Raw genomic sequence first — 26,538 nt, forward strand, 5'->3', positions numbered from 1 at the left:
GTAAAGCACCCCAACTTTCGCCAACGTGTGCGAAGTTCATTCCTTCGGGCGTAGATGAGCCACGAGAGGTGCTCAACCAACTCGTACGGAACATCGAGCATGGAAGGATACGGAACCAACGAAGCCCCCGGCCGATGGCGTGCTGAGTGAGATCACCACACCAACGACGAGGGGCTTCGCCGTGTCACTCCACCTGACCAACCGATTTCATCCCCAGGCGCAGGATGAAAGAGGCTCAATAAGACTGTCCACTGCACACCGGTGAAACACCGTGCAAACCTGCACCCGGCCACCACGATGTCGCCAAAGACAAGAGTTCTGCGAGTCTGTCAGCATGGCGAGCTCCTCGGAATATCTCCTCCAGCCCGAGACCAGTGATGATCCCGCCGTCCTGCGTCGACAGCCAGAGCAGACAGGACGGTGTGCGGTCCCGGCTCTCGCAAACTCGACCGTCTGGTTTCACAACAAGCCATTTACCCACAACCCGCCTACCGGGATTCGCATGCGTCGAGAGGCCCATAGATACACTGCGGCGCTCACGAAGTGCAGCGTGCGCCCGAAAACCAGTGCCCTCGATATCCGCTTCCTGTAGCACACGACCCACTGCCAGGGCGTTGACGACACTCCAACTGGCGCCAATGCCAGCCCCGATGGCGTGACGGTGCGCACGTGTAGTCCGCGTCGTCAGGCGCGAGGGGGTGAAGGCTCCTCTTCTAAGCCAGCCACCAACGCTGAATGCGCCCTGGAATGAATGATGTTCCCGCAGAACGGCTCCCACTTGTATTGCCGTCCTCCGGAGAGTTTCCTCGTCCTGCCCGGATAGCGCTAGCGTCGAACAGGACGCATGCCATAGTGCCCCGCTGCTTCGGTCGAAGACCAGCCCTTCCTCCTGCGGCCGCAGCGTGACAACACGCTCACCGATCACCATCCCAGACGTGGCCACAGGCACACCTGGCAACATCGGCTGGACGACAGCCCGCTCAGAGGTCAGATGCAACCAAGCACTCGCCTGCCCCGCGCCCACCGGATCACGGACGACGCGCACGGACTCCAGGGCTTCTTGCACGGGGAGCCGACGATCTCCAAAGCACAGGACGCCGTAACCCATGTCAATGTCCGCACACGCCTGCGAAAGATCGTTGAACGGTGCCAGAACCTCCCGAGTCGGCGTCGTAACCAGTCCAGCTCGTCTCCATACCTCGGTGACCGCACCGGGGTATTCGAGACGTGCCAATTCCTGAGACCGCGAGTCAAGCACCCGCCTGCCATCGAACGCGGGGGCTACCACGTTGGAATCTGAGATCACCAAGGCTCGACGGCGCGGATCGAAGCCGGCCAATTGTGCGACTACCGCGGGAGGAGGATCGGTCAGCACCGAATGAAGCGCATGGAAGATGCCGGTCGGGCTGGTGTACCCCAGCGCCACGGAACCCCGGTCAGCATCGCCGGTCCATGAGTGTTCATTCGCGATGATATGCAGGCTCTTCCCCAAGTTTTTCTCGATAACCCGCGCCAGAGACCGAAACTCGTCTTTCGGCCTGCCGATCAAGATGATTCCACGATCGCCCAGGACGCCGCTGACCTTAGACCAGTCGAGAGAGGATTCCGTGGTCATCAGGCCGCACCAGCCTCCGCTTTGGGCGGGGACTGGCCCAATTCGAGGTCATCGAGCGTACGAATACGACGAACCTGTCGGGACAACGGCCAGAGAGTGGATGTCACCAGCCCAACGGAGGCAAGAACAAGCGTTCCACGCAAACCCAGCAGGGTGGAAGCAAGAGCACCTCCCAGGAGGGCACCGATCGGATCTGCTCCGGAGGAAAGGAACCTTAGAGAAGACGTCACCCGCCCCAGCAGTGGGTCCGGTGTCCGTACCTGCTTGATGGACTCGCTCACCACCAGGTTGACGACGACGACAATGGTCCAGAGGAACTCGCATACGGACACGACTACCAGGGAGAGCCACTGATTCCCCGCAGGCAGCATGGGGATAACAACGGCGATAGCTCCAGGCAGAGCGTAGACAGCAACCATGACGCGCCCGTATCCGAGACGATCGGCGATCCAGGTACTGGCCGATACAGCCAAAATGCCGGCAATTCCTGTGCAGGTTCCGGCGATACCGAGCTGAAGCGGGGTCAGGTGCAGTTCACGCAGAGCGAAAAGGGTGAAGACAGCGAAGAACATAGCGTGGAACACGTTGTAGTGACCCGCCGCCAGGGCCAGTGGGCGCTGCACCGAGTCCCGCCACAGATAGCTGAAACCACGCCGAATTGCGCTGAAGTGGCCCTCGGAGTGCTCCTCCCGCTCTGGAGGCACACGCGGCGTGCCCTGTAGAAATATTACGCCAATCAGGTAGCTCGCTGCATCAGCAAGCAGAGCAAGCGGTGCTCCAAGTATCTGGACGAGGACCCCCGCCAGCCCCGGGCCCGCCACATCGGCTGCGGCCACACTTCCCTGCATCCATGAGTTCGCTGTCGTCAGGGAGCCTCGTTCTACGAGCCTGGGTACGACTGCAGCCTTCGCACTGTCGTACACGAGTGTGAGAGCACCCACTGCGAATGCAGCCACGCACATGACGGGAACGGAGACATAATCTACCGCGTACAGCAAGGGGATCGAGCCGATCACGGCCAGACGCAACACATTGCACACCTGCATGAGCCGTATGCGTTCGAACCTGTCGGCCATGACGCCGGCAGAGAGCCCGAACACAAGGTTGGCGGCCGATCCCGACGCTGCCAGGACCCCCATCTCCCACGCACTCACATCGAGTGTTACGGCTGCAACCAGCGGCAAGGCGAAGAGGGTCACCTGGGACCCCGCCAGTGACGCGGTTTCCGAAACCCAGAGCCGCGCAAAGCCCGGGCCTACCGAGCGGATACTTTTCACGTCCGCGCTCCCACAGAACAGTGCCCCTCACAGGCTCGTACAGGTGGCTGCACCGAACGCCTAACAGCGGGTGTGCCGAAGTCAACAGTTACTCGGGCATTCAGCGACACGGGGGTGTCCCCGCACAAGTATTGGACGATGTCGTGTGCCCCCCACGCGGACACGACAGTATTGGTCGGGCCGAAGGACCAGGGTGTCGGCTGCCGGAGTTCCCTCTCCAACTGTTGCTCCAGATCGCTCAGCTGCCCCAGACGCCACTGATCGAAGCACCCCAGACAGTGTCCCAACCCTGGATCAAGCAAAGGCCCCCAGTAGCCCTCCTCATGGCCCACTGCGGCACGCATCCAAGGTGTGCCACTGGCCAGGCACCATTTCCATGCGATGGTTCCAACCTCGCCGGGAGTGTCAGCGCACACGACGAGCATGTCGACCCTGGAGACGTCAGACAGGTCGTCCGGCACCTCTACTTTGCGGTGGATCGTCCGTACCTGCAGCTCAGGGTCAAGAGCGCGCAGCCGAGACGCCAGCGCCTCAGTCTTGGGCCGTCCTATGTCCTCACCCGTGAACGCCAACTGGCGGTTAAGGTTGTGGATTTGGACTTGGTCGTAGTCGATCAAAACGAGAGACCCGACGCCGGCGGCCACGAGATGCTGGGCGACCACAGCGCCCACACCGCCGACTCCCAGCAGCGCGACCGACGCCCTCATGAGCCGATCGGTCATGGCATCGGGATCCGCACCGAACAAGGTCAGATATCCGAACTGTCGCTCCAAGCGCGGTGGCACCGACACGACTGTGGACGACTTACGGAGCCAGCCCATGCGCTCGAGTTCCTCGACGAGTTGCAGGAACTGGCGTCCGCCGACCGCGTCCCAGCGGTCGTGCAACAGCCAGCCCTGACGCAACTGAGCGAGTGTTTTCTCTGACCACGCACGGGGCGCGCGCACGCGAAGGGACTGCCGCCCTTGAATGAGCACAAACCCGTCGTCGACCAGCGTCGAGGAAACAGTCTCGAGGAGACGCACAACACCTTCGGACATCCGGACCTCGCACTATTCCTCTACCGGCATTACGATGCCCGCATCAATAAGATTCCCCAGGAGCTTTCCGGCTTGGCGGCCTAGCCTCGTGACTTCCTGGAAATCCGAGAAACTAAACCGCCGACCATCTACCAGGGGTTCGACAAGTCCATCGATCCGGTGGGATATCCGGGCCACTTCTCGCCGTCGCACCTGTGTGACGGTGAGAAGCTCAGCGTAAACATGCCAGTCGAACTCCTCGACAGCGAAACGGAACATACGACTGGGCCGGTCCTCGACGAGTTGCGGCGAGGCTACCTGTACAGATTCCGACGAGGTCGCGCCTTCGGCGCGCTCGCGGTTCAGTTCCCGGGAGAATCTGTTATAGACCTCATGGACTTGCATGCGCTCGTGGGGCGTCATCGCTGGATCGACCAGCCCCGCGTTGTTAAGTGTGTACTGGGCCTGGCCGCCGATGAGTGAACTCGCTTCGACTATCAGACCAAAGTTCTCTGGCGAACGGCCAACCTTGGATGATTTCGTGGCCTCGAACGGGAATACCGACACTGAATCGATGCAGTCGCTGTACTGCTTGATATCACTCAGTGCACTGATCGCTTCTTCATACGTAGTCGACGGCAGGTCCGGGATCAGGTTGATTCCCAGCTTGATTCCGGTATCGCGAGCCTCTCTAAGGAAGCGAATATTCTCCTCGCGATCCGCGGATTTATGCACGAGCTTCAACACTCGACTGACCATGGTTTCCATACCGATGATCAGCGCGGTACACCCCGCGTCTGCCATTAGCTGGAGCAGCTCGGCGTCGAAGCGCCGGTCAACCATGGCAAAGGAGTCCCATTGGAACCGCAGTTCGCGCGCCAACAGGGCACTGCTCATCCGTCGAGCAAAAGCCGGAGGTATCGACTCCGTAACGAGGGTGAACTTAGTGGCGCCATAGCGGCGGTTGAGTTCGATCATCTCCTCAACGACTGCATTCGGTTGGCGCCCCCGGTATGGCGGGCTCCCGTCGTAGAGTTCGACGAAGTCGCAGTAGTCGCACTTCCCCCAATAGCAGCCACGAGCCTGTGTGACGCTGAAGACCGGCTCCGGAATACGGCGGAGTATGTCCTCGTCGTACCGAGGACATACGAGTTCAGACATCCGAAGCCCCGGGCCAGGCGGGACAACAGTAAAAGCCCCACCTTCGTCAATGAAGGTGCAACCGGCGACATCGGCAGGAACCCAGATTTCAGATGCGGTCTGCTGCGCCAGCTTCAGCAATGGCATCTCGCCATCAAAGCGAACTACGGCATCAACAGCTCGGTTCGACCGTAGAAGCCGCTCAAGGTCGTCGTCGTCCATCAAGCTTAGGGCCGGGCCCCCAAGGATGATGCGTCCGGAGAACCCGGCTGCGCGTGCTGCCTCCGCCATCAAAAGGGCAGGGATGATTTGCGGCCCCATGGGGACGGAAATACCCAATAGGCGGACGCTCTGGGGCAACACGACGTCCCATCGACGGGACTGCATGAACCTGGAGTGCCACTGCCTAGCCCACTCCGACGCTTCAGTGTGCGCCAGCCCGAATAGCTCCTCGGGCGTCGGGTCGAGGAGGAAGGGACGGGCTATTTCCTCCATGACGTAGCCAAGAGGGGCAGTCCGACCGAAATGAAAGACCCCATGTGCGTCAATCAGCTGGTCGGCGTTATTCTGAGCCCATCGGGCCAGGGCTGCGGGCAGGCTGTCCGGAGCCACGTTTGGAGCAACGCCCGTAGCCAAATCCGACAACGCACCCGCGGCCAGAATGAATTCTGCAAATTCCGCGTTAAGGTCCGCCTGTCGAGAGATGACGCCGTGTTTGAGCAACCACCCGTCCAGCATCGCCAGTGAGGGGTAGTAGCCGCCCAGGCTCGTCTCGACCAACGGTGGGAAGACCAATGAGACTGTGGGATCCACCGTCATCATCCCTCCCCCCGGGCACGGTTTTGCCCGACACTGATAGTGAGCCGCCCACGGCCAACCCCTTGGAACTCCTCCACCCAGTGGAATGAGTCCTTCTGGATAGGGAGGATCGACACCGAATTGAAGAGAGGATCTACGTACGAGACTTCGCCTTCTTCGTTCCGATAACCGAGACGGCCGCCGGAACCCACGGCATAATGCGGGTCAAGGTAGAAGTTGACAGCGAAGACGCGTTCTTCGATGCGGTCCTGGTGCTCACCAAGACAGTCCCCCGCACTGTAAGCAGCCAACTCGAAAGTACCCCTGTCATCGAGTTCGACTCCGGTCGCAGCCGAAAGCCATGCAGTCAAGGGCCCACCTAGAGTGGAGAACGCGAGGATCTGCTCCAGCGTCCTTCGGTTCCGGTCGGTAAGCACTCCGCTGTGGAGGGCCTTCTCTAGGTTCGAGCCGCCGGCCAGCCAGCTACGGGCCCACTTGAGTGGGCTCTTTTCCCACTCCTCTTCAGTGACTGCACGATCGGAGTCCGCACCATCGTAGATGCGACAAAAGCGGGTCCACACGGGCAGCGTAGCAAGGAGATCAGCCAGACGTGCCGCCCATTGTTCCTTCAGAAAATCTACCAGATGAAGCGGCTTCGACGGAACGGACTCATGCCAGTTGGAGACCTCCTTCAATGCCTGCTCGGTCATATAGGCAGCATCTATAAAATGCCGGGCCTGATCCATTTTCGTCTGATTGACAATCACTTCACTGCCCCTTCGCGTAGCTCTCCACCCGAATAGCCCCCATGCCCGTGAAAGATATATGTGACCAGCTGGGGTCGATCAGGAATTTTGAAATAGTCTGAGTGAGCGGTATCCTAGGAATTACTTCACGCAAACGGCGACTGGCGGCATTCCAACACTCTCCCTGACCGTCACGAACAGCCGCCGCAGATTCCAGAATTTCATCCAGTCGCGCGTCGGAAAATTCGGCCCCTCGTGCGGCAGTACCCCTGGAATGCCAAGGCATCAGAGCCGCAGCCGGATGTTCGAACTCTGGAACCGTGAGAGTGTAGGCGAGGGCGAAATTTGAACTCGCCATCCTGCGCGCATATTGCGGTAGCGACAACGCCTCAGGATGCAGGCTTACCCCGAATTCACTTCGAATTGTGCTCACGACCGCGGAAACGATGCCTCCGTTGGGCGGGAAGTCGGCATAGATGATGCGGTTTGCCTTAGTAAGAGCCTTGCGAATCTTCCTTTTCGTTGCTTGATCTGGTGTTTTCTCTGCGTGAAGTGATTCTGGATGGCCGATCAGTAGATCTGGTGCCACATCCGCCAGTCTCCTGCAGTCGAGCACCCTCGCAATACCTATTCTCAATTCAGCATCTGAACGCAGCGATGCTGAATGGGCGCCGAATTCAAGGTTTCCGAATATGGACAGAGCGCGTGAAGTGAGCCGGGGGTGATCACGCAGCTCCTGTGCCGCCACCTGCCCAAGCCCTGTGGTCGAGGTCATGTCCAATTCTCCGCGTTCGAAGAGCGCGAGCGCGTGATCATTGTCCTTGATCACCCGCATCTCAACACTGTCCGGAAAGCGCCCCTGGGATATTGCTTCATTAGGCGTGAGAATATAGGAGTCCTTTTCTTGGCGGGTCAGGAAGAAAGGCGCGATTCGCCCCTCTGTTCCACCTTGAGGAGGGGGCGACACATAGGGTAGGCCAAGCAGGTGGGGGAGAAACGTCACAGGGCGGGACAGGGCGATCCGTATGGATCTGCCCTGAACAGAAACCTGAGTGTGCAGCGGAAATGGGATGTGCCCTCGCCGATACCCGAAGCCGTTCGGGGAAAAGTACCCTCGTATCGCGTGCGCGATCTGCTCGACATCTGCCTTGGTTGTGACACCGTAGGTCGAACGCACTACGAGTTCCCATGCAGTGTCTGAGTGGTGGTACAACGAGCCGAGAGACACATCGATCTCACCGGTTCGGCACGCACGGAAAACAGGGGCCACTAGATGGTGACTTAGGAAGTACCCGTTGTGATCAACCGGGCGACGCCATTCTGAATGCAACGGAGGCGCGTCCAGCGCAATTCTCAAATTCATCACCCAACGACCTGTGCCCGACAGTGCCCTGCCGGGCACACGCCATAAAATGTCTAGCTCCTGTGCACAACCTCGAGCACGTCACCAAGCCGCTCGCGGTCAAACTCAAGCTCGAAGTCGCTCAGCTCCTCCGTCTCGGAGGCGATTTCCGCCCGAACGTCATCTTCCATGATGGTGGGTTCCATGCCCGCAATCCCTTCTTTAGAAGCCTTGGCTTCACGGTTTCAGGACTCATCCGTCCGGTTCCATGCAACAGGAAAGAGAACCACCGGATGATCAGTGATCATCACAGCCGTTAAAGCGCGCGTCAAGGGCCGGATTCCGGTCATTTCAAGCAGGATGGCGGGGCTTCGAGCGGCGCCTCGCCATCTCAGGTGCCCGATTGGGGCTGGTTTGAATGTAAATCATCGCAAGCTCTTGAATACTCCACTTTCCGGCACAGTAGCCAAGCTGTCCCCCTTGTGATTAGAACCTCTTCAGCGGTGCCGACAAGGGATGAGGATGGCTTTGGCTATTGACTTCATGCGGTTCGGGCCAAGCGGGCATGACGGGGGATCCATCAGGACCTGAACCGTGCCGCGCCGCCGGTGCCCGCGCCGTGGACGACGCGCGGCTGACGGGAAGTCCTCTACGTCACCGGTAGGGCGTCCGACATGACCTGGCTCCCTCGCAGCAGCCATGACTTACTGGCCCTCACAATGCCTCTGGACGTGTCGGTGGGTGATCAGGCAGACGGCGAGTCCGAGGAAGACACCTCACGACCCCAAGTCGTCAAGCCGCAGCGGCCACGGCAGTTGGGAATGCGGTGTTCTCCTCAAACAGTTCGCGTCGCTGGAGGCAGTGGAACATCTGTCCGAGCATGCGGTTGAAGAGGTTGCGCTGGGCGGCAGCGTGCCAGTCCCCGTGCTCGTCGCGGCGGCGACGGTAGTGGGCCATGGCTCCGGGCGAGGCCCGGAGGGCGGAGAAGGCCCAGAGGTAGCCGACGTGGTTGAGGCGGTCGTTCTTGACCCAGCGGCGGGTGCTGCTGGACTTCTTGCCGGAGGCCCGGGTGATGGGCGAGGAGCCGGCGTATGCCTTCAGGCCGCGGGCGTCGACGAAACGGCTGCGGTCGTCCCCGATCTCAGCGAGCACCCGGGCGCCGAGCTGGACGCCGAGGCCGGGAAAACTGAGGATGATCTCAGCGTCCGGATCCTGAGGGAAAGCTTCCTCCACCGCCTGGGCGAGGTCGTCGGTAGCCGTGCAGGCGGCCTGGAGCTGGACCAGGAGGGCGAGCATCTGCTTGCCGAGGGCGTCCTCGACGAGGGCAGGATAGTGGGTGCAGTCCTCGCGGAAGACCTCACGAAGGGCGTTCGGTCTCGGCTTCGATGCCGCGTTGGCGGCCGGCTCGCTTGAGGGCGGCTTGGAGCTGGGCGCGAGTCAGCCGAGCAGCTCGCGTGGGAGTTGGAGCCAGTTTGAGGACTTCGTGGGCTGTCCGTCACGCCGTCAGAGGGCACTGCCCGCAGAGCCAGCGAGGGCAACGCTCTGGCCGTTGCGGCTGACCGCCATGGCTCGGGCTGCGCCCTACAGGCCGTCCGGCTTCTCGGTGGGCAACAAGCGGATGCTGTTCACCAATCTGGGCAGTTCGTAGCGCTACACCTCTCTAATGTCCGCGTACAAATGAACGTGCACCACCTCGTACGGATGAGAGTGCACCAAAGTTGATGCGGTGACGGGTGGGTGCCGCGAGTCTTCTGTCGTCGGTTTCGGGGTGGCAGAGGGGCGGCTGAGGTGGTCTTGGACCCGCATCGCTGGCTGGAGTTGAGGCGGTTCCGCGGTCTGTACGAGTCCGGCGCGATGAGCCTGCGGGAGATCGCCAAGGAGACCGGACTGAACCGCCGCACGGTCACGAAGTACTTGTCGGGCGAGGCTCCCGTCGCGCCGCCGAAACGGACGGCCGAGGGACGGCAGCATCGGCGGGCAGTCGATGAGGTCGCCCCGCTCATCGACGCGATGCTCAACTCGGAGATCCTTCTGAAGGCATCCGTGATCCACGAGCGCCTGGCCTCGGAGTACGGGGTCACCATCAACTACCAGCGGGTCAAGATCTATCTCCAGGAGGCCCGGCCCCGCATCGCCGAGGAACTCGGCATCAGCCCGGGCGAACTGGCGGGCCTGCACCGACGGTTCGAGGTGATCCCAGGCGCCCAGGCCCAGGTCGACTGGGGCGACGAAGGCAAGATCCTCGCCCACGTCGGGATCCCGAAGGTCTACTCGTTCCACATGACGCTGTCCTACTCACGCGATCCGTTCTGCTGCTTCACCACCAGCCAGGACCTGGCGAGTTTCTTCGACTGCCACCGGGCCGCGTTCGCACACTTCGGCGGGGTGCCGATGACGATCGTCTACGACCGCACCAAAACCGTCGTGCGCCGGCACGTCGCGCCGGGCGAGGCGGTCCCGCTGCACCCGGAAGCCGTCGCGTTCTCCGGGCACTACGACTTCGACATCGACGTCCTGGCCGCCTACCGGCCCCAGGGCAAGGGACGGGTCGAGCGCCAGGTGTTGATCGTCCGCGACCATGTGCTGTCCGGACGGGCTTTCTCCTCGATCGACGAGATGAATGCCGCCTTCGCGGCCTGGGTGCCGCTGCGGCGGGCGAAGGTGCACGGCACCCACGGCGAGATCATCGGCCACCGGGCAGTGCGGGATCACGTGGCCCTGCGGCCACTGCCGCCGACTCCGTATGCGGTCGCCCAGCGGCATCTGCGGCACGTCGGAAAGGACTGCCTGGTCGCCTTCGACGCGAACCTCTACTCCGTGCCCGCCCGCAAGGTCCGCCCACGCCAGCTGGTCGAGATCCGGGCGACCAGGTCGCAGGTCACACTGCACTCCACTGTCCCGGGCGCCGACGGGGAAACTCTGCTGGCTGCCCATCCGAGGGCGGTCGGCCGCGGCGCCCGGGTCGTGGACGAGAGGCACTGGGACGGCTTGCCCACCGGAGCCGGACGCCGCGTCACCACCGGCGATGTCTTGCCCCCGCCCCGCCGTGACCAGCCTCTGGGGCCCGAGGCCGGTCCGCTGCAAGCCCTGTTGAACAGGGCCGCTGCCGCCAGTGTCGAGGTCGGCCGCCGCCCGCTGTCCGTCTATGACGAACTGACCGGCACCCGCCCCTTCACCACCAACCAAGCGACGAGGAAACCCTCTTGAGCCAGCTGACCGGCAACCGCATCCGCACCACGGCCGGCAAGCTCGGCCTGCCTCATCTCGCGGAGACCATCAACGAGTTCACCCGCCGGGCCGACGAGGCGAAGATGGGCTACCTCGACTTCCTCGACCTGGTCCTCTCCGAGGAACTCGCCGTCCGTGAGGACCGCCGGTTCCGCAGCGGACTGCGGACCTCGAAGCTCCCGCACCACAAGACGCTGGATGAGTACGACTTCTCCTTCCAGCCCGACCTCGACCCGCGCAAGGTCAAGGACCTCGCCACCCTCTCGTTCGTCGAGGCCAAGGCCAACGCGGCTCTGCTGGGGCCGCCCGGGGTCGGCAAGACGCATATCGCCGTCGCCCTGGCGGTCGCGGCCTGCCGGGCCGGCTACTCGATCTACTTCACGACCCTCGACGACATGGTCCGCAACCTCAAGACCGCCGAGGCCGCCGGACGGCTGGTCAACAAGCTCGGCACCTACCTGCGGCCCAGCGTCCTCGTGGTCGATGAGGTCGGCTACCAACCCCTCGAACGCGCCGAGGCGAACCTGGTCTTCCAGGTGATCTCCAAGCGTTACGAGAAGGGCTCGGTCATCCTGACCTCGAACAAGACCTTCAGCGAATGGGGCCAGGTCTTCGGCGACGAGGTCCTCGCCACCGCCATCCTCGACCGCCTCCTGCACCACTGCGAAGTCGTCTCCATCAACGGCAACAGCTACCGGCTGAAGAACCGCCTTCAAGCTATCGAGCGGGACACCGACGTGGCCTGAGCAGTGGTGCACATAACTCTGTACTTGATGGTGCACTCAGACGAGTACGGGGACATCTAATGCCGTTGCGCATGATGATGGCGTCCCATGAAGTGGTGTAGCCGGGCCCGGTCCCGGAACGCGCGGGTGTCTGCTCGGGGCGTGCATCCGCTGACCGTGCATGCTCCCTGAACAAGGGCAGGCCATCGCGCAAGTCTCCCTGGTGAACGGGCAGTTCAACCGGAGGAGCACGCGATGGCCTTGTCCCAGTCTGAGCTGATGCGGCTGCTGGAGTCACTACGTCGGGCCGATGGAGTTGAAGCAATCAGGGTGGTGTGCGAGCGCATCCTGCAGGAGCTCATCGAGGCCGAGGCCACCGACGTGATCGGCGCCGCCCCACACGAGCACACCGACAAGCGCACGGCCTGGCGCAACGGGCACCGCGACCGCCTGCTGACCACGCAGGTCGGCGACCTCGACCTGAAGATTCCCAAGGTGCGGACCGGGTCGTTCTTCCCGTCGCTGCTGGAGCGGCGCCGGCGCATCGACCGGGCGTTGTTCGCCGTGGTGATGGAGGCATACGTGCACGGGGTCTCGACCCGCTCGGTCGACGACCTGGTCAAAGGACTCGGTGCGGACAGCGGGATCTCCAAGTCCGAGGTCTCCCGGATCTGCGGCGAGCTGGATGAGGAACTGACCGCGTTCAAGGAACGGCCGCTGGATCACACCGTCTTCCCCTACGTCTTCCTGGACGCGACGTACTGCAAGGCCAGGGTGAATCACCGGATCGCTTCGCAGGCCGTGGTCATCGCCACCGGGATCTCCGCCACCGGGCACCGCGAGATCCTCGGTGTGATGGTCGGCGACAGCGAATCGAAGCCGTTCTGGACGAAGTTCCTGCGCTCGCTGCGGGCCCGCGGCCTGGAGAACGTCCAGCTGGTCATCTCCGACAGCCACAGCGGCCTGGTGGCCGCGATCCGCACCGTCTTCCTCGGTGCGGCCTGGCAACGCTGTCGCGTCCACTTCGTCCGGGACGTCTTCGCAGTGATCGAAAAGGGCTCGGGAGAGATGGTCGCGGCCACCATCCGCACCATCTTCGCGCAGACCACCGCCTCGGCCGTCCGCACCCAGCTGGACGTGGTCGCCGACATGCTCGGACGGCAGTTTCCGCAGGTCAAGAAGATGTTGTTGGATGCCGCAACAGACATCACGGCGTTCGCGGACTTCCCGTCGGCGCACTGGAAGAAGATCTGGTCGACCAACCCGCTGGAACGGCTGAACCGGGAGATCAAACGACGAGCCGACGTCGTCCAGGTCTTCCCCAACCCCGCCGCCCTGGACCGGCTCGCCGCCGCGGTCCTGGCCGAACTCCACGACGAATGGCAGGTCTTCGACCCGCCGCTATCTTTCCGAAGCCTCCATGGCCGAGCTCTTCACCACCCAACCGACCCCGCCCGAACCGCAGATCACCCCACAACCGGAATCGAAACAGCTGCCGTGACTACACCACCCAGCGGGACATGACCGCATGATCACGTCTCCGTCCGGGAGGAATGTGAGCGACATCGCTGGATAACCAGCGTGATCCGGCTCCGCTGACGTCGGCTTCGTGACGCGGCCCTCGGGGTCAACGTGCTTGCTTACAGGCTGAGTGACAGGACAGGCAGCGAAGCTTGCCGCCGAGCGATGCATCCTCGGCCAACCCATGCCAGCGACGGCTACGAGCGGTCAGCGACCGGCCTCGGGTTTCCGGGCAGAGGCCACCGCATGCGGCTGCTTCACTGCCGGTGCCATCCATCCGTTGCGGCGACTGGTTGGCCTCTACTGGCTGAGACGTTGGACAGATAGCATCCAGCCTCACGTTCCTCCCTGTACTGATCGATCGGACAATCTGTGAGCGCTGCTGGTTCCGGCGGGCGGATCCAGCCCGCTCACCCCGGTGATCCTTCCCGTGTCGGCCCCTACCATGTGGTCGGCCGACTCGGTGCGGGCGGCATGGGAACCGTGTACGCCGCGCTGACCGACGCCGGGGAACGGGTGGCGGTGAAGGTGATCCATCCCGTTCAGGCTGGCGACCCGGAGTTCCGGGCCCGGTTCCGCCGTGAGGTTCGGCTCTCGGCCCGGGTGCAGGGCGCGTTCCTGCTGCCCCTCGTGGCGGCGGACCCCGATGCCGACGCACCCTGGCTGGCGACCGCCTATGCGCCGGGGCCCACCCTGGCCCAGCACCTGGCCGCCTATGGCCCGCTGACCGGCGGCACCCTGTACGCCTTCGCTACCGGTACCGCGCAGGCCCTCGCGGCGATCCATGCCGCGGGCGTGGTGCACCGGGACGTCAAACCGCAGAACGTGCTGCTGACCCCGGCCGGCCCCCGCGTGCTGGACTTCGGCATCGCTCACGCCGCCGACGGCACCAGCGTCACCCGCACCGGCGTACTGACTGGCACCCCGGGCTGGATCAGCCCCGAGCACTACCACAGCGGCGTCACCGCGACGGAGGGCGACCTGTTCGCCTGGGGCGCGCTCGTTGCCTATGCGGCAACCGGCCGCCTCCCCTTCGGGGGCGGTGCTCCCGAAGCAGTGGCCTACCGCGTCACCTCGGGCCAGCCAGACCTGGAGGGCATACCCGAGGCACTGAAGGAGGTCCTGGAACAGGCCCTCGCCAAGGAACCCGCCGAGCGGCCGGACGCCGCCGAGGCGGCCGATGCCTGCGCAAGGCTGCTGGCCACCGAGTCCACTCAGGTACTCAACGACCGCACAGCGGCAGAAACGGGCAGCGACCCGACGCTGATCGGAGCGTTGGTCACGGCGCAGTGGTCCATGCCCGCCCCGGAAGACCCCTCCTGGCCCCAGCCTGCTCCCACCCTTCGCAGATCCCGGCGCCGGGCCGTTGTAACCGTCCTTATCGCGGCAGCCGTTGTCGGTGCAAGTGTGGGCGGAGCGATGGCTTTCCGCCCTGACGGGCGTCGTGCGCCAGGCGATTCCGAGACCGCCACCGCGGCGGCGGCCGCAGGAACTCGTGACTCCGCCACCGCAGCCGGTCGAAGGCCCTCCGCGCCACCCGGCACAGACGAGACCAGCCAGGCAGCATCCGACCCGCGCGCGATACCCGTCCCCGCCGACCCGCTGGCAGGCGTGGCCGATCCAGCCTTCACCCGCTCGGACGACGAGACTCAGCCCGTCCCAGGCGAGTGGAGCGCCAGCCGGGACGCCGACGGCACGGCGAGCAGGACGCCGCAGCTGCCATCCGCGATCAGCTGACGGCCATGCTCGCCACAAAAGACATGTCCTTCATGACGCCCTCGGTGACGTTCAACCGGCAGGCGCAGACCGTGGTGGTGACCGGCGGTCCCATCTCCACCCTGACCGATGATTACAAGGAGGTCTTCCGCCGGGCCGGCGAGATGGCCGCTTGCATCACCCTGGCCCACCGGCTCAAAAGCGCGCCGACCAGCTGGCCGTACGGCCGGTTCTCCGTCTACTGGAAGGACCACGACGGCCAGGACGAGGCCACCATCCTCGGCTTCGGTAAAGCCACCGAAGGCTGCTACACCGAGGAAGCCGGACGACGCCAGGGCACGGACGAAGGCATCGCCACCGCCGAGATGCCCAGCAGCGACAAGAACGAGATCCGCATCGCCACCGGCACGGTAAAGGCGATCACAGCCGCCTGGAACACACGCGTCGCCGAGGGACACGGCCTGGAACCCTTCGACCGCGACGATGCCATCACCCTCGGCTTCGACCCCGTCGAAAGGACGATGTATGTGTGGGCCTGGGACGGCTCGGGCGCCCTCGCCGGACGCGCCCAGCAATCCCACTTCCAGGACGTCGTTACCAAAACTGCCTGCCCCAAGCTGCTGGCCGAGTACAACACCAACAAGAACTGGAACTACACCCACTGGGCCATCGCCGCCTACCAGGGAAACAGCGCATGGCCCCAGCTCTTCACCTCCGGTGACTGCCTGCCCACGGAACATCGGCCATGACACTCCTGCAATGTCTAGCAGGACAAGTCGGCGGGATGCCGGGAGCGGAGCCAGCGACCACTTCGGAGACTGAGAACCCGCTCAAGATGACAGGCGTTGAAGAGACATGAACAGCGACGTCGTCTCCGCACTTGGCTGCTCGTCGATCTCCACAAGCCTGGTCTTCAGCAGGTGGAAGGTGCGCCGGACGGCGTCGTACTGGCCCAAGTGTGCCTGGAACCGGCCGATGTCTCGATAGATGGCCTCGTTGTAGGGATCCAGCGGCCGTACGCGCTCCAGCACCGCCAGCGCCTGCTCCGGCTCCTCACGCAGCATGCGCACCAAGGAGCTGACAGAGTCCAGAACATCCCGCCGGAGGGCTTCTCGCGGTGCCTCAGCCCATTCCGCGGTGAGATCGCTGGCGAAGTCGCCCGAATAGAGATCGAGTATCCGCTCGACGAACCTGCGGTACTCCTGCCCTGCGGGGCTCCGACGGCTCGCCTCCAGAGTGTCCATGAGGTGCCACAAGTCGACGTCGACCTGGGCGGCGTCCAGCGCATAGCGGCCGTCCCAGTGGGCCGTTACGTCACTGACTGTGTCGTGCGTCGCCGTACGCAAGGCCCGCCGTAGTTGACTCAGCGTGGCGTGGAAGCTGTTGTACGGGCGGTCCTGTGGAGCATGAGGCCAGATGGCTGCGGCAAGGCCTTCGCGTCGAACGCCATCGGCGTGCAGGGCGAGAAAGGCGAGGATCTCGCGCTGCTTCGGCGTCAAGGCGGCGCTCAGGTCCGCGTGCTGATGTCCGTCTCGTTGATGGTGAGCAAGGCGAACGGGCCCAAGGACAGTGAGGTTCAACGGCTTGAGACGGGAAGCAACTTCGTCATGGCCACCGCGCTGCAGCGCGACTGAGCGTTCCGGGGACCCCCGTTCGGAAGGTGCTGAGGCGGGCTTCTGACCGGATGGAGTCGGCTCTGCAGGCAGGCCACCCGCGTCCGGGTCGTGGTCCGTGGCAGGCGATGCCGTCTCGACGTCGAGGAGAAAGTCGATCAGGGTTCGGGCGTCATCGGCCGGCAGCGTGAACAGCCTTGCTCCGACTAGGGCGTTCGCCTCGCGAGTGCTGGTTCCCAGTACGGTGCCGTCCGTTCCGACACGGAGCGAGGTGCCAGGCCTCCAATGCCCGACCAGGATGCCGACCAGGCCGCAGGACGAACCGCTGTCCAGGATTGCTCGCAGCCGTGCTTCGATGTGCGGGCTTGGGGTGGCTACCAGTATCAGATCAGCAGACTGCGGACTGGCAGCACTCGACACCCGATGCGTGCTGTCCTGAGTTCGAGTACGCGTCAAGAGCTGCGCTTCCATGTGGTCCAACGCGACGTCGACGTCCTCCACGACGCGTAACCGGGCGGAGGATTCAACACTCCTGCCAAGCAGTGCGAGAGCTTCCGATGCCGGGATCAGGACCTCTGGGGAACCCTCAGCCGGACCGTGCGGTCCAGCCAGGTGGCTGATCAACAGTGCTCGCACGGCGTCGAGGCCTCCGGGCCCAACGAAGCCGACTCCCCGGGCACGTGCGAGGTCCCAGGCGAGTGCCCGTCCTTCCCTGACCCCGATGACATGGCCACCCTGCTCTGGGCCGGCTGAAGCAGGCTGGTCGAGCTCGTCGGTGCCGGTCGCGTTCTCATTTGCGAGGCGTAAGGCACGTATCACGGGTGCCAAGTCGAGGTCATCGCGTACCCCGCTTCCGGGGCGATAGCGCGCCCGCCGCCGTCGGTGGGCCACGACCAGAGCCGCCGTGATCACGCTGGCAAGGCCGATCCCGACGAATGCCCCGCTGGGCAGAGTGATTCCCGGTCCCCTATCGGACTCGTCGGAGGGTTGAGACGGAGCGCTCTCAGTCGCGCTGGGTCGAGTGGTCGGTGCGCTGCTGTCCGGTCTGGGACTCGGCGTGGCTTGGTCCCAGCTGTACGACGGATGCGGAGCCGGAGTCCTCGGCTCACGATGGCTCGGCGGTCCAGTTTCCGGTGGGGAGGAGCTGTGGCTCGGCAGGCGCAGAATCCAGCCAGGGCGGATCAGGTCGGGGTCGGCCAGGGCGTCTCCGTCGGGCTGGCGTACTCCGCGGTTGAGGGCGTAGAGCTCGGGCCATCGGTTGCCTTCGCCGAGGGAACGTTCAGCGATTCGCCAGAGGTTGTCGTGGATCCCGTCGCGGGGTGGATCGACTTCGATGGTGTCCTGCATTTCGAAGGGGCCGTCTGACATCGCCACAGCGGGCTTTGCCTCGTGCAGCACCTCGCTCCGCTGAGCGAGAAGAGCCACAACGATCGTTCCGACTAGTGCAGCCGCCAGGGTCCCGAGCGGACCGGGTCTCGGCGTCACGGGTCGCGGCAACGCGCGGATCTCGTCCCACACGGCACCCGAGACACCGACAACAAAGGCTGCCCAGACCGGCCACAGCGCACAGGCCACCATGCGGAGCATGAACCCGGTGGTCATCGGGGCTAGCAGGACCACCTCCGCCTTCGACCAGCTCGGCCAACTCCGTGGGAGCGGCCAGCCCACGTAGTGGATCAGGGCCCAGGGCGTACCGCAGACCAGCGTCGTCAACGTCGCGGCGGCGAGCAGTCCACGCAGGATGCCGAGCCAACGGAGCAGCAGACCAGTGCCGATCCGCGTCGGCCGAGTGGGACGAGAACGGTGGCGTGCGGGCATGGCCGGATCACGTCAGGGTTCGGGGGAGGTGATGCCGAGAACGGGGTGGGCGGAGCCGACGCCGGTGACCGTCAGCGTTTGTATGCCGAACAGATCGAGGAGTTGGGTCTCGTGGTGGGCTGTGACGGTCACGGAGACCGCGTCCTCGGCAACGGTGACGATGCCCGAGTCCCCGGTGGTGGCGAGGTAGCCCTGGGCGAGCGTCCTCGCCTGGCCGGGAGCCAGGCGCAGGGTTCCGTCCGCCCGATACGCCTCCACGTCGATGGCCTGGGCACCGCGCCGGGCGGCTTCCTCCGCCTCTCCGATAGCTCGAACCCGCGCGGCGAGGGCCATACCGCCGTCCAGGACGAGACCGGCGAACATCAGGACGGCCACCGCGATGACGACGACGAACACGGTGACCTGGCCATCGTCCCGCTCGGCTGTACGACGTTGGTCAGATACACAAAGGCGGAGCCAGTTCACAGATCCTCGCCTCCTTGGATGGCTGTCCTGGTCGACGTGCCGCGGTACACGTCCACTGGCGAGGCGAAGTCGCCCGTGAGCGTGACAAAGCCGGGTATCTGAAGGAGCGCGAGATCGCTGAGGTCGACGTGACAGGCTATGGCTACCGTCACCGTTCCACCGGGTCGAACGCTGCCCTGAACGTCCACATCCAGGGCCTGGCAAGAGACGCCAGCATTCCCGAGCGCCTCAGTTGCCGCCGCCCGAGCACCAGCACCTGCGCTCACCATGTCGCGCTGCTGGCTCGCTGCTCTCGCCGCCTGGTGCGCGACGTCCGCGATGCGCAGCCGGGAGTCTGCCGTACGTCCGCAAACGACCAGAAACCACAGCATGACGATCAACACCGGAGCGATCACCACCAGTTCGGCGGTCACCGACCCTTCGTCGCGTAAGCGTTCCAGGGGCCCGAGTCTCATGGCGCTGGCTCCTGGGCGGCCTTGAACTCTTCCACCGGTCCGGCCGAGCGGGCTCGCACTGGTAGCTCCAGGAACGGCAGGATGCCGCTGACGGTCCCGTGGACGCTGACTTCGGCCTGTTCGGCGTTCCGATGGGCAGCGACACGCGCGTTGCGTAGCGGACCTCGTCCGAGCTGGGTCAGGACCCGATCCGCCTCCGATCGGCCCTCAGGCGCCGTTCCGCCTTCCACCCGGGTCGCGGCCAGGGCGTGCGCCGCGGTCGCCTGAGCGATGTGAGCGGCGTGCAGGTACAGGGCGGCTTGGGCCAGCATCAGGACCAGGGTCAGCACGAGCGGCAGGACGATAACCATTTCGACCGTGCCTGCGCCCTTGTCCGAAGGGCAGGTCCGTCCTATTTGAGGGTGATGCTGCGCGCGGCATCCAGGATCTGCGGGCCGAAGAGGCCGGTCACGGTGAGCGCGAGCGCCGCGAGGAAGCCGGTCCAGATGACCTGCTCCGTGGTCACGCCTCGGTCGTCGCGGGCGGCCGCCCGAACCACGGTGAACAGTCGCGTCTGTAGACAACGGTAAGCCCGGGTCGGAGACATGGTCGGTTCCCTCCAGGGACGGATTGAAAGTCATAGCGAGGCGTTGATCTGTATGAGTGCCGGATAGAAGACGAAGATCACGAAACCGAAGGCCATCAACATCCCTGGCAGGGCCATGCGTTCGGTTGCCGCATTCGCCAGGCCCTCGGCCTCGGCGGCGTCGCGGCTGCGCAGCGCTGCCGCCTTCGCAGCCAGTGACGCCCGTACTTTCGCTCCCTCGGTGCCGGCGAGCGCGAGGGCTGCCGCCAGCTCCGTCAGCTCGCCGACATGGAGCTCCTCGCCGAGCTGTCCGAGCGTCGACCAGGGCGAAGTACGGGTTAGCCGGGCGGTGTTCAAGGCTCGGCGCAGCTGCTGGAAGGACCACCCCTGACCGACCTCGGCGGCATCGGCCAAGGCGCCTTCCAGGCCGGCACCCCCTGCGAGCAGGATGTGGACCAGGTTCAGGTATGCGCTGAGAGCGTGACGGAAGGATGCTCGCCGCCGCTCGGCCTCGGCCCGGGCAGTCACGTCCGGTAGGACGAAGCCGACTACTGCCAGAGCCAGAGAAGCACCCAGCGGAACCACCCACGGCAGGGCGCGGCCGCCCAGGCTGAGAACGAGCGCCATGCCACCGGGCAGGAGCAGTCCCGTCGCGGCGAGCGCCGCCTTCTCCGCCAGGTGGGTCTCGAGCGAGCGGCCGACAACGGCCAAGTCCTGGCGAACGCGGACGGTGGGGACGCCCAGCGCCCGCAGCACGCCCGTGAAGGGTCTACCGATGCGTACGGCCCAGCCGCCTTGCTCAGCGATCAGAAGGGGCGAGGAAGCCGGGGTCGCGCTGAGGCGGGAGATCAAGGCCGACAAGGGCGCCCTTGGAGGAACCAACCCCACCATCAGTGCCCACAGCCCCAAACCGATGCCGACGGACAGGAGTGCGATGACGTTCACGGGGCCACCTCCCTGGGTGCGCCGTTGACTGTGCCTGGCACATCCCCGATCGTCTCCAGAGCCGTGAGGAAGCGTTCCGGTTGCTCGATCCGGGCCAGCCGGTGGAGCCATGCGAAGGCGACGGCGAAGAGGGCACCAATCAGCAACAGGACCAACTGTCCGGCCGGGGTGTCGTACGGGGTCAAGAACACCGGGTTGAAGAGGACCAGGCCGCCGGCGAACAGCAGCGTGGTGCTCACGACCACGCGCATCGTCGTACGAGCACGAGCCCGGCTCGCTTCGACACGCTGCCGCATCTCGACCTGGGCTCGCGCTGCCGATGCCAACTCACCAAGGACGATGGAGAGTTGGCGGGCCTGGTGTTCTGAGGCGAGGATCAAGGCGGCGATCACCAAGTCGGCCGCCGGGTCGGCCAGCTCGTCCGCGAGGCGCCGTAACGCCCTGGCGAGCCGTTGGCCACCGGCGAGCCTCACCGCAAGGGTCTGGACTTGCCGACGCACCGCCTTGGGCGCGGTGTGCGCGGTTGCCATGATGGCCTGTTCGAGACCGGCAGCGGCGGCCAGTGTGTCGCGGAGCATCTCCGTCCAGCCGGCTATGCCTTCGACGCGCTCAGTCTCCTGGCGATTGGCGGCACTTCCGCCGAAGGCCCGTGGAAGAGTCCACGCCGCTCCCGCCGCCAACAGGCCAGCGACGGTCCAGCCTGTGATCAACGCCGTCACGAACCCCGCGAGCCCCGACCAGACCAGCCATCGCCCCCATTGATCGTGGAGCTGGAGAAGCCGCGGCACCCGAATCTGCCTCGAAGTTGCCGTTGAGTCGGAGGCTTTTCGGATCGAACGGATCAGCACCACGATCCCGGTACCGAAGCCGACGCCGAGAAGACCCAGTAAGGCGATGTATCCAGTCATGCGCTTCGCCACCAATGGTCGGCATGCAGCATGGCGGGGTCGAATCCTGCGGCGACGAGGTCCTCAAGCGTCTCCACACGCAGGGGGACACCGGGTACGGCACGTAGATCCGAGGCTGGGTGGAACACCTCATTGGAGACGATCTGCCTGTCGTCGGCGTCGACGACCTCACGAATTGAGGACACCACCCGTTGGCTGTGATCGTCCCGCGGCCTGTCCAGGTGGACGACGAAGTCCAGTGCGGACGCGACGAGCAAGTTCGTTGCCTCGAGGGGCAGGTGCTCGGGCCCTTGAACGGCGTATGCGGCCAGTTTCGTGAAGGCTCCACGGCTGGTGGAGGAGTGGAGGGTGCCCATGGAGCCGTCGTTGCCCTGGCTCATCGCGTTGCACATCGGGATCACCTCCGACCCGCGCACCTCTCCGACGATCACCCGGTCCGGCGACATGCGCAGCGCCCAGCGCACGAGTTCTGTCTGGCTCACAGCCCCCTGTCCCTCGATATTCGACTCGCGGGCCTGCATCGACACGACATCCGGATGCGCCTTGGGATCGGCATCGAGGCCGAGTTCGAGGACATCCTCGATAGTGATCAGACGCTCCCACGGTGGGACCTCCGCTGCCAGCGCGCGGAGCATCGTCGTCTTGCCGATCCCGGTGCCACCGGTGACCAGGACGTTCTTGCGCGCCCGGACCACCGCTCCGAGGAACGACTCCAGGCCCCGGTCGATCGTGCCGGCCTGGCGTAGCTCGGCGAGGGTCACGCGTTGGAAGCGGTGCCGACGGATCGAGACCGAGGGACGTGGGGTCACCGCCATGACGGCGAAGACGCGTTCACCGCCTGGAAGTTGGAAGCTGACGCCCGGGCTGCCGCGGTCGAAGCGGCGCTCCTCCACTCCCGAGCGCGCCGCCAACCCTCGGATGAGGTCGATCAGTTCGGCGTCGGAGTCAACAACTGGGGGCAGGCGGTCACGTCGACCGTCGGCGTATCGGACGAAGACCCGGATGCCGTTGATGTTGATGTTCTCGATCTCGGGGTTTTTGAGGAGCGGCTCCAAGCCGCCCAGCCCGAGCACCTCGTTGACCACGGAGGCGATGACGAGTTGCTCGGCCTCCGGTTGCACGACCTCCTGGCCGTGCGTGAGCATCACCTGCGTGTGCTCCTCGGCGATGTCCACGAGGAGCTTCTCCACACGCGAGCGGCGCTCGGCTTCCGACATCGTGGGAAGGCCCTGGGCCTCGTCGGCTCGTATCTGCTCCGAGAGCCGCCTCGGTAACTCCTCCCTCAGCCTGCGTCGCAGCCATTCCGCCGGCGTGCCGAACGTCATGTCGGCGTCATCGAGTCTCGCAGGGCCCGTTGAGCCGTTGCCTATTGCTTGCAGTCCAGACGGTGTGCCCGAGGAGATGACACCGCCGTACGAGGCAGGTCCGCCCGGGTCCGTCATCGCGGTGCCCCTTTCCATGGAGTTCGAACGACATTCCGTTCCGCGGTGGACGAACGAGGTTTTACGGAATATGCGGCGTCTGGCCTCTCCTCTGACACGGAGGCACGAGAAGCTGCTGCGTCCGCCAGCCCCGTCAGGGTCCGTCCCAGCAGTGACTTGGCTGGCCCAGTACGCCGCTTGGTCCGCCCGGACAAGGCAGCAGCGCCCGCACGGTCGTACGGAAGTCGACCCAGGACCTCGATGCCGAGCGTCCGGACGACTTCTCTGGAGGGGTAGCCATCACCCACCAGGACGAAGGAGGAGCGAGGGGACCAACGCCGGACCCGGTCCAGGCTGACGGCCAGATGGGACAGGCCGTCATCGTGTGCCCGTACGAGGACCAGCGCCAGGTCCGCGATCCTCACAACGTCCAGCGCCGCGGAGCCGGGAGCGATGCGCCCGCAGTCGGCAATCACCACCGACCCCGGACGATCACCTACACGACGCAGCGGCGTCTCTCCAACCCCGGTGATCTGTGCCAGCGCCGCAGATGCCTGCTCGGCACCAGCTGGTCCGACGACGACAGGAAGACCACCAGGAAGCCGTTGCGTGTGCTGCCAGAGCAGTCCGGGCGGGGTCTCGTGGCGCGACGCGGCGGCGAGGGTCACCAGGCCGGGCGTCATGTCCAGGCGGTAGCGGGCGAGCAGGTCGCCGCCAGCCGGATCGCATTCCACGACGACGGGGCTCTCTTCGGCCGGCCATCCGGATGCCAGGCCCAGCGCGGCGGTCGTCACGCCGGGGGATCCCTTCAAGCTGTAGAGGGCGATCAGGGTCACTCCCCTCCCCCCTCGACTACGACGAGGCTGATCCGGTCGGAGGGCTTCGCGGCCAGCTCACGTGCGTCGGCCTCCGCCATCTGGAGGGAGACCTCCGTAAGTCGTTCGCCGGCGTTCGCATGTACGTCCGTCACCGTGGCGCGCCAGGCGGACGATCCGGCCTTTCGCGCTCCGGTCGCCGCATCAGTCGAGGCGGCGACCACGGTGACCCAGGCGCCCGCGCGCAGTTCATGCGGGTATTGGCCGGCCTTCAGCGCCACCGCGGCCACGGCCTGGCCGACCGGCGGAGTCCTCGGTGCGCCGAGCACGTCCTTCGTCAGCAATGTCCCGGCGGGCAGCGTGTAGGCGGCGCTCCGTCCCACCACGTCGGGTCTTGACCGGGCGGAAATCGCCGCGAGGTTGCTGTCGGCAGAAACGCTGATGTCGTGCAGGTCCTGCTCCGACAGCTTCTGTCCGACGGTCACGGGCCCGGCCAGAACGAGCACGCTCTCTCGGTCCGAGATGTGCGTGGCCGCCACCACGCCTCCGGCTGCGCATCCGAGGACGAGGAGCACGCCCAACAGCAGGTACGGCAGGCTCCGGTTCCGGGAGGCCGCGATCAGCCGTCCAGGGGTTGGAACGTCACGGCGTCGGGTCCAACGCCCGGCCTCATATGTGCCAGCCGCGGTATCAGGGGCCGTATGGGCTGGCCCGCGGGAACTCATCAACTACCTCCTCGGCGTCGGAATCAACCCTCGTTATTCAGGGCCTGGCTCTCGGCCACTCGAAAGGCGGCGTACGACGTCGTCGTCAGGCCGGGAAAGACACCGCTCTCGCCGGCACCGGCCCACGTCACCGCCCAGTGCACGGTTGCCGACACCGGGAACGCGCTGCTCCGTTGCCCGGCGGACGATGTGCGGTAGGTATGGCCGCAGTCCGGCGACTCGCCCTGAGGGCCCCCAGGAGTCCGCGACTTACCGGCCGAGCCGTACGGGGTACCGGGGCCGTCACACCGCACGGTGCTGCCGTCACCCATCGCCCACTCCACTCTCGCGGGACGAGCCACGGCTCTTACCGAGACGCCGGGCACCGAGGCGACGGCCGACACCGGCCCCCAGGCACCGTCGTCCAGCCACAACCACGTGGGCAGGCCGACAAGTTGGTCGCCCTCCGGGTTCGCCTCGATCTGCGGGGACGGGAGCCTCAACTGATCGTGCGCCATTTGGGCCAACTGGGCCGGACTGGGTTGCGGAGCGGCGGCTTCAGCCTCTGGTGCATCGGGGATCCACACGGGCGGCCGATACAGCGCGTCACGCACGCCTCCGGCGGCGCACTTGTACACGTACCAGGCTCCGGACTCCCCCGGTTGCGGATCGGCCACGGGCACTGGAGGGCTGGACGTGTCAGAGGGGTATACGGCCATCTGCGCCGGGGCCATTCCACCCGGCGGGGCGTTGTACGAGGTCTGCACAAGCGTAGGTGGGGGCGTGTAGTCGCTGCGCTCATAGGAGCAGTTCGCTCGATTCAGGTCCGGGTTCCGGTACGTCGGCGCCTTCTGGCCTTCGCCTCCGCCCCCGCTCCCGCCCGTCCCGCCCCTGTCCGACGGCGCCCCACGCCCGTCGTGCCGCGGGGCGCCGCCCTGACCGCCCGACCCAGCGGACAGTTCGCAACCGGGAAGTGGGTTCTGAGAGCAGTCCGCTGCTCCCCACCCGTCGCCGGCGGCGGCCGTACCCGCTCCGGCTAATACGACAGTCAGCGACAGGCCGACGAGACCTGCGGATCGCCTCAGCATGATCCCAGCCTCTCGACGGCGAAGCGCGTCACCTTCCAGGTGCCGTCTTCCATTCGCTTCACCTCGGCCGTGATGGCTCGTCGGCCACCTGGCTCGTCGTCCGCGAGCTCCCCGGTGTCCTTCCGGTACTGCAACCAGTCCGTGGAGTCCCCGCAGTCCGAGATCATCACGGTGCTCGGCCGTGCCGACGGGCTGGCCAACGTGACCTCTGGATGGTTCTTCGGCCCTCCCTTGCTGACCAACCCATTGCGGTGATCGGCATACAGCACGCGGGACATCACGGACAGCGCGTCACCGGTGGCGTGCGTAGCAAGTTTCGGTGACCTCCAGTCCGAGGTTCGCCCTGCCTGAGCCATGTCCTGCCACATCGCGACGTAGGCCGCCTTGGCTTGCTCCTTGGCGGCGTACGCCAGCGGCACAGAGGACGGCAAGCCGGAGGTCGTCCCGCTCTCGGCCCTGCCGGAGGTTGCATCGCCGCTGGCCGGCTCGGAACCTGTCGTGCCGGAGGCGCTGCAACTGGCGAGCAGCAGGGCGGTTGTAGCGCCCCAGCCGGTCACAACTGCGCGCCATCTGGTGCGAGCGCCTACTCCTATGGACGTCACGAACTCATCACC

At 65.2% G+C, this 26,538-nt stretch carries 22 protein-coding genes and 2 pseudogenes; 5 read left to right on the forward strand and 19 right to left on the reverse strand.

Going from position 1 to position 26,538, the window contains the following annotated elements; translation table 11 throughout:
* Positions 1-235 precede the first annotated feature (235 nt).
* The 8 genes and pseudogenes from OHT76_RS05605 to OHT76_RS05640 all read right to left on the reverse strand — a co-directional run.
* Positions 236-1,615 (reverse strand): hypothetical protein, encoded by a 1,380-nt coding sequence (locus tag OHT76_RS05605; RefSeq protein ID WP_328869627.1) that lies wholly within the window; start codon positions 1,613-1,615, stop codon positions 236-238.
* Positions 1,615-2,892 (reverse strand): MFS transporter, encoded by a 1,278-nt coding sequence (locus OHT76_RS05610; protein WP_328869628.1) that lies wholly within the window; start codon positions 2,890-2,892, stop codon positions 1,615-1,617. The genes OHT76_RS05605 and OHT76_RS05610 overlap by 1 nt, the downstream gene beginning before the upstream one ends.
* Complete coding sequence (locus OHT76_RS05615; protein ID WP_328869629.1) at positions 2,889-3,917, reverse strand: ThiF family adenylyltransferase; 1,029 nt, start codon at positions 3,915-3,917, stop codon at positions 2,889-2,891. Before OHT76_RS05615 ends, OHT76_RS05610 begins: the two co-directional genes overlap by 4 nt.
* A 27-nt stretch (positions 3,918-3,944) precedes the next feature.
* Positions 3,945-5,870 carry a B12-binding domain-containing radical SAM protein gene (locus OHT76_RS05620; protein WP_328869630.1) on the reverse strand — a complete coding sequence of 642 codons (1,926 nt, stop codon included), beginning with the start codon at positions 5,868-5,870 and terminating at the stop codon, positions 3,945-3,947.
* Positions 5,870-6,559 carry a 2OG-Fe(II) oxygenase gene (locus OHT76_RS05625; RefSeq protein WP_328869631.1) on the reverse strand — a complete coding sequence of 230 codons (690 nt, stop codon included), beginning with the start codon at positions 6,557-6,559 and terminating at the stop codon, positions 5,870-5,872. The genes OHT76_RS05620 and OHT76_RS05625 overlap by 1 nt, the downstream gene beginning before the upstream one ends.
* Before the next feature lie 58 nt (positions 6,560-6,617).
* Positions 6,618-7,772 (reverse strand): hypothetical protein, encoded by a 1,155-nt coding sequence (locus OHT76_RS05630; RefSeq protein ID WP_328869632.1) that lies wholly within the window; start codon positions 7,770-7,772, stop codon positions 6,618-6,620.
* 239 nt (positions 7,773-8,011) lie between these two features.
* Complete coding sequence (locus OHT76_RS05635) at positions 8,012-8,143, reverse strand: hypothetical protein (protein WP_328869633.1); 132 nt, start codon at positions 8,141-8,143, stop codon at positions 8,012-8,014.
* Between the two features lie 586 nt (positions 8,144-8,729).
* Positions 8,730-9,426: pseudogene (locus OHT76_RS05640) on the reverse strand (transposase); the annotation flags it as partial.
* 299 nt (positions 9,427-9,725) lie between these two features.
* Between OHT76_RS05640 and istA the strand changes: the two are divergent.
* The 5 genes and pseudogenes from istA to OHT76_RS05665 all read left to right on the forward strand — a co-directional run bounded on the left by istA (position 9,726) and on the right by OHT76_RS05665 (position 15,876).
* Entirely contained in the window at positions 9,726-11,144 is a 1,419-nt protein-coding gene (gene istA, locus OHT76_RS05645) for an IS21 family transposase (RefSeq protein ID WP_328869634.1), read from the forward strand.
* A complete protein-coding gene (istB, locus tag OHT76_RS05650; RefSeq protein ID WP_328869635.1) occupies positions 11,141-11,911 on the forward strand; it encodes an IS21-like element helper ATPase IstB in 771 nt (256 codons plus the stop codon). The genes istA and istB overlap by 4 nt, the downstream gene beginning before the upstream one ends.
* A gap of 234 nt (positions 11,912-12,145) precedes the next feature.
* A pseudogene (locus tag OHT76_RS05655) lies at positions 12,146-13,391 on the forward strand (IS256 family transposase).
* Positions 13,392-13,885: 494 nt separating this feature from the next.
* On the forward strand, positions 13,886-15,148 hold the full coding sequence (locus OHT76_RS05660; protein ID WP_328869636.1) for a serine/threonine-protein kinase: 1,263 nt from the start codon (positions 13,886-13,888) through the stop codon (positions 15,146-15,148).
* A 5-nt stretch (positions 15,149-15,153) separates the two neighbouring features.
* Positions 15,154-15,876, forward strand: a complete 723-nt coding sequence (locus OHT76_RS05665) for a hypothetical protein (protein WP_328869637.1) — start codon at positions 15,154-15,156, stop codon at positions 15,874-15,876.
* Positions 15,877-15,957: 81 nt separating this feature from the next.
* On the opposite strand, the gene OHT76_RS05670 is transcribed toward OHT76_RS05665, so the two are convergent.
* The 11 genes from OHT76_RS05670 to OHT76_RS05720 all read right to left on the reverse strand — a co-directional run bounded on the left by OHT76_RS05670 (position 15,958) and on the right by OHT76_RS05720 (position 26,481).
* Positions 15,958-18,558: a BTAD domain-containing putative transcriptional regulator gene (locus OHT76_RS05670; protein ID WP_328869638.1), complete on the reverse strand. Its 2,601-nt coding sequence runs from the start codon at positions 18,556-18,558 to the stop codon at positions 15,958-15,960.
* Between the two features lie 12 nt (positions 18,559-18,570).
* Positions 18,571-19,023, reverse strand: a complete 453-nt coding sequence (locus OHT76_RS05675; protein WP_328869639.1) for a pilus assembly protein TadG-related protein — start codon at positions 19,021-19,023, stop codon at positions 18,571-18,573.
* Positions 19,020-19,436: a TadE family protein gene (locus OHT76_RS05680; RefSeq protein WP_328869640.1), complete on the reverse strand. Its 417-nt coding sequence runs from the start codon at positions 19,434-19,436 to the stop codon at positions 19,020-19,022. Before OHT76_RS05680 ends, OHT76_RS05675 begins: the two co-directional genes overlap by 4 nt.
* Positions 19,437-19,474: 38 nt before the next feature.
* Positions 19,475-19,873, reverse strand: coding sequence for a TadE/TadG family type IV pilus assembly protein (locus OHT76_RS05685; protein WP_328876457.1), 399 nt, complete (start codon positions 19,871-19,873; stop codon positions 19,475-19,477).
* Between the two features lie 221 nt (positions 19,874-20,094).
* Positions 20,095-20,988, reverse strand: a complete 894-nt coding sequence (locus tag OHT76_RS05690) for a type II secretion system F family protein (RefSeq protein ID WP_328869641.1) — start codon at positions 20,986-20,988, stop codon at positions 20,095-20,097.
* Positions 20,985-21,908, reverse strand: coding sequence for a type II secretion system F family protein (locus tag OHT76_RS05695; RefSeq protein ID WP_328876458.1), 924 nt, complete (start codon positions 21,906-21,908; stop codon positions 20,985-20,987). Before OHT76_RS05695 ends, OHT76_RS05690 begins: the two co-directional genes overlap by 4 nt.
* Positions 21,893-23,221: a CpaF family protein gene (locus OHT76_RS05700; protein ID WP_328869642.1), complete on the reverse strand. Its 1,329-nt coding sequence runs from the start codon at positions 23,219-23,221 to the stop codon at positions 21,893-21,895. The genes OHT76_RS05695 and OHT76_RS05700 overlap by 16 nt, the downstream gene beginning before the upstream one ends.
* Positions 23,222-23,334: 113 nt before the next feature.
* Entirely contained in the window at positions 23,335-24,153 is an 819-nt protein-coding gene (locus tag OHT76_RS05705; protein ID WP_328869643.1) for a hypothetical protein, read from the reverse strand.
* Entirely contained in the window at positions 24,150-24,671 is a 522-nt protein-coding gene (locus tag OHT76_RS05710) for an SAF domain-containing protein (protein WP_328869644.1), read from the reverse strand. Before OHT76_RS05710 ends, OHT76_RS05705 begins: the two co-directional genes overlap by 4 nt.
* A gap of 209 nt (positions 24,672-24,880) precedes the next feature.
* Positions 24,881-25,354, reverse strand: coding sequence for a hypothetical protein (locus OHT76_RS05715; protein ID WP_328869645.1), 474 nt, complete (start codon positions 25,352-25,354; stop codon positions 24,881-24,883).
* 563 nt (positions 25,355-25,917) lie between these two features.
* Entirely contained in the window at positions 25,918-26,481 is a 564-nt protein-coding gene (locus tag OHT76_RS05720) for a hypothetical protein (RefSeq protein ID WP_328869646.1), read from the reverse strand.
* Between the last annotated feature and the right edge of the window lie 57 nt (positions 26,482-26,538).

Source organism: Streptomyces sp. NBC_00287, assembly GCF_036173105.1.
Lineage (GTDB): Bacteria > Actinomycetota > Actinomycetes > Streptomycetales > Streptomycetaceae > Streptomyces.